At 61.8% G+C, this 11,073-nt stretch carries 10 protein-coding genes; 6 read left to right on the top strand and 4 right to left on the bottom strand.

Annotated elements, in window-relative coordinates:
- Positions 1-151: 151 nt before the first annotated feature.
- Complete coding sequence (locus NKH33_RS31480) at positions 152-589, bottom strand: Lrp/AsnC family transcriptional regulator (RefSeq protein WP_352449541.1); 438 nt, start codon at positions 587-589, stop codon at positions 152-154.
- 129 nt (positions 590-718) lie between these two features.
- Here NKH33_RS31480 and rocF point away from each other — a divergent pair, with 129 nt between their 5' ends.
- Together rocF and ocd are read left to right on the top strand one after the other, a co-directional pair.
- The gene (gene rocF, locus NKH33_RS31475) at positions 719-1,639 is read left to right on the top strand and encodes an arginase (RefSeq protein WP_352473047.1); all 921 of its coding nucleotides are present in this window, start codon (positions 719-721) and stop codon (positions 1,637-1,639) included.
- Positions 1,640-1,642: 3 nt separating this feature from the next.
- Positions 1,643-2,710, top strand: coding sequence for an ornithine cyclodeaminase (gene ocd, locus NKH33_RS31470; RefSeq protein ID WP_352614278.1), 1,068 nt, complete (start codon positions 1,643-1,645; stop codon positions 2,708-2,710).
- Between the two features lie 16 nt (positions 2,711-2,726).
- Here ocd and NKH33_RS31465 read toward each other — a convergent pair whose 3' ends face one another.
- A complete protein-coding gene (locus NKH33_RS31465; protein WP_292655465.1) occupies positions 2,727-2,888 on the bottom strand; it encodes a hypothetical protein in 162 nt (53 codons plus the stop codon).
- A 270-nt stretch (positions 2,889-3,158) separates the two neighbouring features.
- Here NKH33_RS31465 and NKH33_RS31460 point away from each other — a divergent pair, with 270 nt between their 5' ends.
- The 4 genes from NKH33_RS31460 (at position 3,159) to NKH33_RS31445 (ending at position 8,582) form a co-directional block, all read left to right on the top strand.
- Positions 3,159-5,108, top strand: coding sequence for a PrkA family serine protein kinase (locus NKH33_RS31460; RefSeq protein ID WP_352449545.1), 1,950 nt, complete (start codon positions 3,159-3,161; stop codon positions 5,106-5,108).
- A 19-nt stretch (positions 5,109-5,127) separates the two neighbouring features.
- Entirely contained in the window at positions 5,128-6,450 is a 1,323-nt protein-coding gene (locus NKH33_RS31455) for a YeaH/YhbH family protein (protein WP_352539876.1), read from the top strand.
- Positions 6,450-7,988 (top strand): SpoVR family protein, encoded by a 1,539-nt coding sequence (locus NKH33_RS31450; protein WP_352923288.1) that lies wholly within the window; start codon positions 6,450-6,452, stop codon positions 7,986-7,988. Before NKH33_RS31455 ends, NKH33_RS31450 begins: the two co-directional genes overlap by 1 nt.
- A 102-nt stretch (positions 7,989-8,090) precedes the next feature.
- The gene (locus tag NKH33_RS31445) at positions 8,091-8,582 is read left to right on the top strand and encodes a DUF1772 domain-containing protein (protein WP_352686099.1); all 492 of its coding nucleotides are present in this window, start codon (positions 8,091-8,093) and stop codon (positions 8,580-8,582) included.
- Between the two features lie 117 nt (positions 8,583-8,699).
- Here the strand turns inward: NKH33_RS31445 and NKH33_RS31440 are convergent, their stop codons facing one another.
- Positions 8,700-8,945 (bottom strand): hypothetical protein, encoded by a 246-nt coding sequence (locus tag NKH33_RS31440; protein ID WP_023720508.1) that lies wholly within the window; start codon positions 8,943-8,945, stop codon positions 8,700-8,702.
- Positions 8,946-8,993: 48 nt separating this feature from the next.
- Positions 8,994-10,994: a protein-L-isoaspartate(D-aspartate) O-methyltransferase gene (locus NKH33_RS31435; protein ID WP_352923285.1), complete on the bottom strand. Its 2,001-nt coding sequence runs from the start codon at positions 10,992-10,994 to the stop codon at positions 8,994-8,996.
- Positions 10,995-11,073: the final 79 nt, after the last annotated feature.

Here is an 11,073-nt window from a genome sequence, read left to right as displayed (position 1 = left end):
GAAAGCTCATCATCCTCGCAAACGCACTACTCAGGGACAATCGGACCTGGACACCATCTGTCCCTTGACCAACACGGATACTCTAACCGCGGCGGCAATTGAAGGTTCCCTGGCTTGGGATTTCGTTGCCGCTGGAGTTCAAGGGCGAAGATCACAGCCGCGCCTTGGTGGTGCGCGGCGTTGCCAGGAGAAGGCTTGTTTCGCTGCCGGTAATTCCGGGAATCAGCCGGATACGTCTCAGCACCGCATCGAACTCGCTCAGCGTCTGGGTCCCGAGTTCTATCACCAGGTCCCACCGGCCATTGGTGGTGTGGATGGTCGAGACCTCGGAGAAGCCGCCCAGCGCCCGGATGACGCGATCGGCGGCATGGCCCTCGATCTCGATCATCATGATGCCACGCACCCGCTGATCGACCGCGTCGGCGCGTAGAATGACGGTGTAGCCGACGATGACGCCGTCTCTTTCAAGTCGCTCGATCCGGGACCTTACCGTTGCCCGGGAGACACCCAGGCTGACGGCAAGGTCGGAAATGCTGCGCCGGGCGTCGTGCCGCAAAGAGGTGATGATCTGCTCATCGAGACGGTCCATGTTTGCTCACAACGGAAGTAGATCGTGCCACAATGGTAGGGCACTTCAACAAATTTGCCAATTTGACATGTTCATTCTGCCAGCGATGCCCGCTTCAATAAAGCCATCGTAATTCGGTGGGTATGACAAATGCATTGCACGATCGTTGGGGCGCCGATCCAGGCCGGCTCAGGCCGCATGGGCTGCGAGATGGGGCCGAGCGCGCTTCGCACGGCCGGTCTGGCCGGCGCGCTGACCGAGCTTGGCCATACGCTGACCGACCTCGGAACGATTGTCCCTGCCGATATGCGCCCTGTCGTACACGGCAACGCGGCGGTGAAGGCGCTGCCGGAAATCGCCGCCTGGACGGCAGCGATCAGCGAAACTGCCTATGCCGCAAGCGCCGATGCGATGCCGATCTTTCTCGGCGGCGACCACAGCATTTCGGCCGGCACGCTCGCCGGCATAGCCCGCCGCGCGGCGAATGCCGGTCGGCCGCTCTTCGTGCTGTGGCTCGACGCCCACCCCGATTTTCATACGCTCGACACGACAACCAGCGGCAATCTGCATGGCGTGCCGCTGGCCTATGCCAGCGGGCAGCCCGGCTTCGAGGGCTATTTCCCCCGGCTTGCAGCACAGGTGGAGCCGGCTTGCATATGCGCGCTGGGGATCCGCAGCGTGGACCTGGCGGAACGGGATGCATTGCGCAGAGCCGGCGTGACGGTCCACGACATGCGTTCGATCGACGAGCACGGCATAGCGCAACTGCTTCGCGCCTTTCTCGAACGGGTGAGCGCCGCCAATGGCATGCTCCATGTCAGCCTCGACGTCGATTTTCTCGACCCGTCGATCGCCCCGGCGGTGGGCACCACCGTTCCCGGCGGCGCCACCTTCCGCGAGGCGCATCTGGCGATGGAAATGCTGCATGACAGCGGCCTCGTCACCAGTCTCGACCTGGTCGAGCTCAACCCATTTCTTGACGAGCGCGGCCGCACCGCCACGCTTTTGGTTGACCTGACCGCAAGCCTGATGGGCCGGCGGATCATGGACCGCCCGACGAGGGGGTTCTGAGCCATGACCGCCAATTTGAACATCGTCCCGTTCGTCAGCGTCGACCGCATGATGAAGCTGGTGCTTGCCATCGGCATCGAGCGCTTTCTGGTCGAGCTTGCCGCCTATATCGAAGAGGATTTCAGGCGCTGGGAGCTGTTCGACAAGACGCCGCGCGTCGCCTCGCACAGCATTGACGGCGTCATCGAGCTGATGCCGACCAGCGACGGGCAGCTTTACGGCTTCAAATATGTCAACGGGCATCCGAAGAACACGCGTGACGGCCGCCAGACCGTGACCGCTTTCGGCGTGCTTGCCGATGTCGGCAACGGCTATCCGATGCTGCTTTCGGAAATGACCATCCTAACGGCGCTCAGAACCGCCGCAAGCTCGGCGGTCGCGGCGAAATACCTCGCTCCAGAGGCCGCCAGGTGCATGGCGATCATCGGCAATGGCGCGCAATCGGAATTCCAGGCCATTGCCTTCAAGGCGCTGCTTGGCGTCGACAGGCTGCGTCTCTACGATATCGACCCGGCGGCCTCGACCAAATGCATGAAGAACCTTGCCGGCCTGGGCTTCGACATCAAGCTCTGCGCGTCGGCGCAGGAGGCCGTTGAGGGTGCAGAGATCATCACCACGGTTACCGCCGACAAGCGGTCGGCAACAATCCTGACCGACAACATGGTGGGATCCGGCGTGCACATCAATGCAGTAGGCGGCGATTGCCCGGGCAAGACCGAGCTGCATCGCGACATTCTGCTGCGCTCGGATATTTTCGTCGAATACCCGCCGCAGACGCGCATCGAAGGCGAGAGCCAGCAGCTCGATGCGGATCATCCGGTCACCGAATTGTGGCAGGTGATGACAGGAAAGGCAGCAGGCCGGACGGACGCCCGACAGATCACATTGTTTGATTCCGTCGGCTTTGCGATCGAGGATTTTTCCGCGTTGCGTTACGTTCGCGATCAGCTTCAGCGGACCGGCCTTTACGAGGAACTAGACCTTCTGGCCGATCCCGATGAGCCGCGTGACCTGTTTGGCATGCTGCTGCGCGCCGAAAAAGCGACCGGGCTGGCGGCCGCCGGCAGCTGAGCTGCGATCCTGTCGGTCAGTCCTTCTTTTCCTGATACAGGCGCTCGGTGGCGCGCTCGCTTTCCCTGCGCTCCGCCGGGCCGCGACGGCGCTGCGTGAGCAGGGCGTAGGCGATCAGGATTGCCAGCAGCAGTGGACCGCCTGCAACAACGAGCAACCACAAACTATTCCCAGACATCGACCGTCTCCTTTCCCTCACAACCGGGAAGGACCCGAACCGTTCCTCCGTCTTGTTGGGAGTCGTCAGCGAGGCGCGGTGCAATTCAGGATTTTATGCCTCGGTCAGGACGTTGCACGCCTTGTCTGCACTCAGGATGTCCTTATCTAGACTCTTATCCTTCGATCACATGCACTCTCTGCGAAGTGAAGGGAACCACAAGGGCTTTCTGACATTTGGTTGTTCAAGAGACAAACGTGCAGCCACACCGGCTCCGGGGCTAGGAATACCATGCGTGAGAATCAATCCGACGTCTTCGATCTGTTTTCCGAGGTTTACAAGAATGCGGCTCAGGAGGAGATAAGCCTCCAGCAATATCTGCTTGCCTGCCGCGAGGACAAGTCGATGTACGCCTCGGCACCCGAACGGATGGTCGAGGCGATCGGCGAGCCGACCTTTGTCGATACCAGCAAGGACGAGCGGCTCGGCCGTATTTTTTCGAACCGGACGATCAAAATCTATCCAACCTTCGCCGACTTTTACGGCATGGAGGATACGATCGAGCGTATCGCCGGTTATTTCCGCTATGCCTCGCAAGGGCTCGAGGAACGCAAGCAGATCCTCTATCTGCTTGGCCCGGTCGGCGGCGGCAAGTCCTCGCTTGCGGAGCAGCTGAAAAGGCTGATGGAGCAGCGTCCGATCTATACGCTGAAGGTCGGCGGCCAGGTCAGCCCGGTCTTCGAATCGCCGCTCGGGCTGTTCGACCCCGACCGCATGGGCGACCTTTTGGAGGACAAATACGGCATCGCCCGACGGCGGCTGAACGGCCTGATCTCGCCCTGGGCGGCCAAGCGCCTCGACGAATTGTCCGGCGACATCTCCAAATTCAGCGTCGTCAAGCTGATGCCGTCCAGGCTGCGCCAGATCGGCATTGCCAAGACCGAGCCGGGCGACGAGAACAACCAGGACGTTTCGGCCCTGGTCGGCAAGGTCGACATCAGGCAGCTGGAAAACTTCAGCCAGTCCGATCCGGACGCCTACTCCTATAGCGGCGGGCTGAACCGGACGACGCAAGGGCTGCTCGAATTCGTCGAGATGTTCAAGGCGCCGATCAAGGTGCTGCATCCGCTGCTGACCGCCACCCAGGAAGGCAGCTACAACGGCACCGAGAATTTCGGCGCTTTCCCCTATCAGGGCATCATCGTTGCCCATTCCAACGAATCGGAATGGCTGCAGTTCAAGAACAACAAGAACAACGAGGCGTTCCTCGACCGCATCCTGGTGGTCAAGGTGCCGTATTGCCTGCGCGTCACCGAAGAGCGGCAGATCTACGAGAAGCTGTTGCGCGAAAGCGAATTGGCTAACAGCCCCTGCGCTCCGGAAGTGCTCGATATCCTCAGCCGGTTCACCGTCTCGACCCGCCTGGCCGAACACGACAATTCGCCGCTCTACACCAAGATGCGCGTCTATGACGGCGAGAACCTCAAGGAAACCGATCCCAAGGCGAAGTCGGTCCAGGAATACCGAAACGCCGCCGGCGTCGACGAAGGCATGACCGGCGTCAGCACCCGCTTCGCCTTCAAGATCCTGTCGCAGACCTTCAATTACGACACCGAAGAGGTGGCGGCCGATCCGGTGCATCTGATGTACATCCTTGAAGAGGCGATCAAGCGCGAGCAGTTCCCGAAGGAGACCGAGGCGGACTATCTCGATTTCATAAAGTCGGAGCTGGCCACCCGTTATGCCGAGTTCATCGGCCACGAGATCCAGAAGGCCTATCTGGAATCCTACAGCGAATACGGCCAGAACCTGTTCGACCGCTATATCGCCTACGCCGATGCCTGGATCGAGGATCAGGACTACAAGGATACCGATACCGGCCAGATCCTCAATCGCGAGGTCTTGGACAACGAATTGTCGCAGGTCGAAAAGCCGGCCGGCATCGCCAATCCCAAGGACTTCCGCAACGAAGTGGTGAAGTTCACGCTGCGCGCGCGGGCCAGAAACCATGGCCGCAACCCGTCATGGACAAGCTATGAGAAGCTGCGCGAAGTCATCGAGAAGCGGATGTTCGGGCAGGTCGAGGACCTGCTGCCAGTGATCAGCTTCGGCTCCAAGCAGGACAGCGTGACGGAGAAGCGGCATACCGAATTCGTGCAGCGGATGATCCAGCGCGGCTACACCGAGCGCCAGGTCCGCCGGCTGGTGGACTGGTACATGCGGGTGAACAAGGCGGGTTGAAGCCAGCCCGGGGTAACATATGCCGATCTTCATTGATCGCCGACTGAACCCGAAGGACAAAAGCCTCGGCAATCGGCAGCGTTTCCTGCGGCGGGCGCGCGAAGAGTTGAAGCGCACCATCCGCGATCAGATCCGCGCCGGCAAGATCGCCGACGTGGACGCCGAGCATGCCGTTTCGATGCCGGCGCGGGGTACCGGCGAGCCGAGCTTCAACGATGCCAGGAACAGCGGCAGCCGCCAGCACGTCCTGCCCGGCAACAAGCATTTCACCCCAGGCGACCGGCTGCCCAAGCCCGGCCAGGGCGGCGGCATGGGATCAGCCCCGGGCAGAACCGAATCGGAGGACGATTTCCGTTTCGTGCTGTCGCGCGAAGAGGTTCTCGACCTCTTTTTCGAAGACCTCGAACTGCCGGACATGGTCAAGCTCAACCTCAAGGAGATCCTCGCTTTCAAGCCGCGCCGGGCCGGCTTCGCCGCGACCGGCTCGCCGACCAACATCAATGTCGGGCGCACGATGCGCAACAGCCATGGCCGCCGCATAGCACTCCGGCGCCCCAAGCAGGAGGAACTCGACGCAATCGCGCAGGAGATCACGTCGCTGGAGGCGAAGCCGCAGAACGCCGAGATGCGCCAGCGCATCGTGGCGCTGCAGGAAGAGCTTGAGCGACTGGAGCGCCGCCGCAAGCGAATCGCCTATGTCGACCCGGTCGACATCCGCTTCAACCGCTTCGACGCCCAGCCGGTGCCGAATGCCAATGCGGTGATGTTCTGCCTGATGGACGTGTCCGGCTCGATGGGCGAACGCGAGAAGGATCTGGCCAAGCGCTTCTTCGTGCTGCTGCACCTGTTCCTGAAACGGCGCTACGACCGGACCGAGGTGGTCTTCATCCGCCACACGCACGAGGCGCAGGAGGTGGACGAGGAGACCTTTTTCTACAACACCCAGAGCGGCGGCACGGTGGTTTCCACGGCGCTCGAGGAGATGCACCGCATCGTCGAGCAGCGCTATCCCAGCCGCGAATGGAACATCTATGTCGCCCAGGCCTCGGACGGCGACAATTTCGTCACCGATTCGGAGCGCTGCATCACCCTGCTCGACGAACAGATCATGCGGCTTTGCCAGTACTTTGCCTATGTCGAGATCCTCGACGAGCGCGAGAGCCACATCTTCGGCGCCACCGACAACGGCACGTCGCTGTGGCGTGCCTACAGTGCGGTCAAGCTGAGGTGGTCGAACTTCCAGATGAGCCGCATCGCCACGGCGGCCGACATCTACCCGGTTTTCCGCCAGCTCTTCGCCAGACAGCCGGGTTATCAAAAGAGCGGTGAAAGAGGGGGCTGATGGCGAGCAAATCCGGGTTGTTGTTTTCCGGTTCCGACTGGGATTTCAGGACGCTGTCGCGCGCCTACGAGACCATCGAGGCGATCGCCACCGAAGAGCTCCACCTCGACGTCTATCCGGTACAGATGGAGATAATCTCGTCCGAACAGATGCTCGACGCCTATTCCTCGGTCGGCATGCCGCTGATGTACCGGCACTGGTCGTTCGGCAAGCACTACCTCTACCAGGAATTGCTCTATCGCAAAGGCGGACGGGGGCTCGCCTATGAACTCGTCATCAATTCCAATCCCTGCATCGTCTATCTGATGGAAGAAAACACCATGGCCTTGCAGGCCCTGGTGACGGCGCACGCGGCACTCGGCCATAACCATTTCTTCAAGAACAATTATCTGTTCCAGCAGTGGACGGACGCCAGCGCCATCCTCAGCTATCTCGACTTCGCCAAGGGTTACATTGCCCGCTGCGAGGAGCGGCATGGCGTCGATGCGGTGGAAGAGATCCTCGATGCCGCACATGCGCTGATGGAGCAGGGCGTGTTCAGATATCACCGGCCGCCGAAGCTGTCGTCGGAAAAGCAGCGCGAGGGCGTTCGCGAGCGTCTGGAATACGAGGAGCGTTCCTACAACGACCTATGGCGCACGCTGCCGCCTTCGAAGGACGGCGCCAAGCCCCGCGAGACGGACATCATGGCGGAGCGCAAGAAATCGCTCAAGCTGCCCGAGGAAAACCTGCTTTATTTCCTGGAGAAGAACAGCCTGATCCTGGAACCCTGGCAGCGTGAGGTCATCCGGATTGTCCGCGTCATCGCGCAGTATTTCTATCCGCAGCGCCAAACGCAGGTGATGAACGAGGGCTGCGCCACCTTCGTGCATTACACGCTGATGAACCTTTTGTTCGACCGCGGCCTGATCGGCGAAGGTGCCATGCTGGAGATCCTGCGCAACCATTCGAACGTGATCTTCCAGCCGGGCTTCGACGATCCGCGCTTTTCCGGTATCAACCCTTACGCGCTGGGCCTCGACATGATGCAGGACATCCAGCGCATCTCGACCGCGCCGACCGCCGAGGACCGCGACTGGTTTCCCGATATCGCCGGCAATGGCGACTGGCGCCAGACCATGCTGGACGCCTGGGCCAACCATCGCGACGAGTCCTTCATCCGCCAGTATTTGAGCCCTACCCTGATCCGGAAATGGCGGTTCTTTGTGCTTGCCGATGCGGCCAACGATCCGCACTACGAAGTCGCCTCGATACACAATGAGCGCGGCTACGAGAGCATCCGCGCCGCACTCGCCCACAGCTACGATATCGGCGCCAGCCGGCCGGACATCCAGGTGGTGGACGTGGACCTGCTCGGCGACCGGCATCTGCGCCTGCAGCATAAGGTCAAGGACGGCATAGTGCTGGAAGGCGGCAGCCGCGACGCCACGCTGCGCCATATCCGCAAGCTCTGGGGCTACGAGGTCAGCATGGTCGCGGTCGACGCGCAGACCGGCGCCACAGTCCACGAACGGTCGACCAGCCAGATCGGGGAATGACCGAACCGGACTTGCCAGCGCAGTCGGGTGTCGTTGCCTTTACCGGATCATCAACCACCCTATCTACGCGCGCACCACGAGGGCATGGTCGGGAGCAGGAACATGCGCGCATTGACGATCGCCACGCTTCTGTTGGTCGCCGTCTCGATGGCGCTCTCGCTCGCGCACGCTTTGGAATTGCCCGGCAAGTTGCGCCTCAAGGAGGCCACCTACAGATCAGTGCAGGCGATCTACTATCCCGGCTTCACGATCGGCGGGTTCGCCGAGATCGGCGGCATCATTGCACTCGCCGTCCTGCTTTACCTGACGCCCTATCCAAGCGCCCGATTCTGGTGGACCTTGGCGGCGTTTGTCTCGTTGCTGGCGGAGCACGCGACCTATTGGTTGGTCACGCACCCCGTCAATAATTTCTGGGTGCAAGACACTGCCCTGCCGAAATCCGCCGCGACGTTCTTTTCAATGTTCTCTCGAAAGCAGACCGGCGACTGGAGAGATTTGCGCAACGTCTGGGAGGCTTCGCATGTCGCCAGGGCAGGCCTGGCGATACTGAGCCTCGTCTCAATTGCTGTCGCCGCGACATTTTTTGCCGAATAGCCCCAGGGATCAAGACGGCGCCCTCGTCCGCCAATTTTGCGGCCACGAACGCTGCATCCGTCAGATCAGGGAACGGAGCCGGAGCCGTATTGTCTTAACGTCAAGCGATCCGGCCGTTCAGCGGTCGGCGCGATGCTTGTTGTGGGCGCTTTCCTGGTGCTCGCCGCGGATGATGTTGCGATCGTCGGGATCGGCAATATCCTTCGGGTCCGATCTGAGCTCGGCACCGCGCCGGAACGCCTCGCGCTCTTGCCTGGTCTTTTTCAAATCCGCTTCCGCGTCGAAATCCTTGCCGGCGTTTTTCGTGTTCTCGCGCTCTTCGATGATGCGCAATTGCTGCTCATGAGTCTTTTTTCCGGCCATCGGTGACCTCCTTCTTTTGATTTTCCGCTTTCCCAGGGTCCAAATTCGCTACAGCCCGAAAGGATAGGTCTCGGGAAGGCCTGTCCCCGCATGTTCCGGCCCAAGCGGCGTCACGGCACTGGTTTCATCGAACCAGACGAAAGCATCGAACTGGCGGGCGAGCGAGGCGTCCGCATAATGGCTGTGGAGCTCGGTTTCGGGCCGGTAGATGACGCCGATAAAGCGTTCCAGCCGGCGCTCCAGAAGCCGTTCGCGCAGCGTGTCGTCGCGCTCGAAATCGAGCAGGAAAGGCGAGACGCCGCTGTCGTGGCAAAGCCGCTCATAGCTGTCGTTGTGGGAAGGCCGAACCGGTTTCACTTCCATGTCGCCGTCCCAGTCGGTGGCGGCGGCCACCGTCCCGGAATGCATACTGAGCCCGATCAAGGCAACCTCGTCGCCAAAACGCTGGCGGCAGAGCTGGCCGATATTCAGTTCGTCCCTGACGATCCCCATTTCGGTATAGCGGGCATCGCCGATATGGGAATTATGTGCCCACACCACCGCCTTGGCATTCGGGCCGCGGGCCTGCAGCAGGTGCTCCAGCGTTTCGAACATGTGGGTGTCGCGCAGGTTCCAGGACTGCGCGCCGCCATAATACATGGTGCGGTAATAACGCTCGGCGGAGGCGACCAGGCGGGCGTTCTGGGTGGCGTCGAGGAAATCGATACCGTCCTGCTGCGCATAGTCGAGCTCTCTGGAAAGCAGTTCCCGGCATTGCTCGAGCACGGCCTTCTCGCATTTCTGGTAACCGGAAGTGAGTGCGACACGGCCATAGGTGGCCGGGTCGTTCTGCCACGGCGTCAGGCAGCCATAGCGTTCGCGCGCGATCCTCGCCGCCTGCGGATCGACCCGGTCGAGATATTGCAGGACCGCCGCAATCGATCCGCCCATATTGTAGATGTCCAGGCCATAGAATCCGGCCCGCCGGGAGGATTTGCTGATCCGCTCATTACGCACTCGCATCCAGTCGACGAACGCCGCGACGTCGGTGTTGCGCCACATCCAGGTGGGAAAGCGCTGGAACGGCGGCGCGGCGCCCGGCCGCGGCGGCCGATGGCGGACATAACGGTCGATCGCCGCGGCATCGGGCCAGTCGGCCTCGACCGCGACGATGGTGAAGCCATGCTTCTCGATCAGCCTGCGAGTGATCGCGGCGCGCGCGCGGTAGAACTCCGACGTGCCGTGGCTGGCTTCGCCGAGCAAGACGACGCGGCGGTCGGCAAACCGGTCGAACAGCGCACCGAAGGCCGGATCGTCGAAATCCGGAAGCGGCTCGGCGGCGGCCGCGATCATCTGCGGCAGGCTGCTCCTGCGCTGATGCCGGTGCGGAAGCTCGGCCGCTATCTGGCTGTCGCTGCCTGGCTCGCCCCAGCCTTGCTCGCCGATCAGCGGAACAAACCGCACGCCACCGAAATCCTCTTCGGTGTAGGTTGCGGCGCCGGTACGGGTGACCTTGAGCAGGCGCTGCGAGTCGAATTCATCGCCGACCGGGATGACAAGCCGGCCAGCGACGTCGAGCTGTTCCTGCAGGGCGAGCGGCGCGCCGGGTCCGGCGGCCGCAACCAGGATCGCATCGAAGGGTGCCGCCTCGGGCCAGCCCTTGGTGCCGTCGCCGGTGCGGACTTCGATATTGTCGTAGCCAAGCTTCTTGAACCGCTGCCTTGCCGTTTCAGCCAACACGGCGTGGCGCTCGATCGTGTAGACGCGTTCGACGATCCGGCTCATTACGGCAGCCGCATAGCCTGATCCGGTGCCGACCTCGAGGACGTGGTCACCGGCTCCGACCTCCGCCATTTCGATCATGAACGCAACGATATAGGGCTGCGATATCGTCTGACCTTCGGCGATCGGCAGCGGCCCGTCCTCATAGGCGAATTCTTCGAAACCAGGCTCGACGAAAGCCTCGCGCGGGACCTCGCGCATCGCTAGAAGGACATTGCGGTCGCGAATGCCACGGCGGCTCAGGTGGATATCGACCATTTGGTTGCGGGCATGGGAGAGATCGAGCATCTTTCTGCTCCTCCTAGGGCTTCCGCTGCAATCGCCCAAGCTGCTCAACGGCACTTCGGCCGGCTCATATCTCAGGGCC

Origin of the sequence: Mesorhizobium sp. M1182 (assembly GCF_040318335.1) — a bacterium.
Lineage (GTDB): Bacteria > Pseudomonadota > Alphaproteobacteria > Rhizobiales > Rhizobiaceae > Mesorhizobium.
This window is presented reverse-complemented; position numbering and strand designations above follow the sequence as displayed.

Bases quoted from the DNA above. Each gene is read 5' to 3' on its own strand.
- NKH33_RS31480 (WP_352449541.1), bottom strand. From the start codon at position 589: ATGGACCGTCTCGATGAGCAGATCATCACCTCTTTGCGGCACGACGCC.
- rocF (WP_352473047.1), top strand. From the start codon at position 719: ATGCATTGCACGATCGTTGGGGCGCCGATCCAGGCCGGCTCAGGCCGC.
- ocd (WP_352614278.1), top strand. From the start codon at position 1,643: ATGACCGCCAATTTGAACATCGTCCCGTTCGTCAGCGTCGACCGCATG.
- NKH33_RS31465 (WP_292655465.1), bottom strand. From the start codon at position 2,888: ATGTCTGGGAATAGTTTGTGGTTGCTCGTTGTTGCAGGCGGTCCACTG.
- NKH33_RS31460 (WP_352449545.1), top strand. From the start codon at position 3,159: ATGCGTGAGAATCAATCCGACGTCTTCGATCTGTTTTCCGAGGTTTAC.
- NKH33_RS31455 (WP_352539876.1), top strand. From the start codon at position 5,128: ATGCCGATCTTCATTGATCGCCGACTGAACCCGAAGGACAAAAGCCTC.
- NKH33_RS31450 (WP_352923288.1), top strand. From the start codon at position 6,450: ATGGCGAGCAAATCCGGGTTGTTGTTTTCCGGTTCCGACTGGGATTTC.
- NKH33_RS31445 (WP_352686099.1), top strand. From the start codon at position 8,091: ATGCGCGCATTGACGATCGCCACGCTTCTGTTGGTCGCCGTCTCGATG.
- NKH33_RS31440 (WP_023720508.1), bottom strand. From the start codon at position 8,945: ATGGCCGGAAAAAAGACTCATGAGCAGCAATTGCGCATCATCGAAGAG.
- NKH33_RS31435 (WP_352923285.1), bottom strand. From the start codon at position 10,994: ATGCTCGATCTCTCCCATGCCCGCAACCAAATGGTCGATATCCACCTG.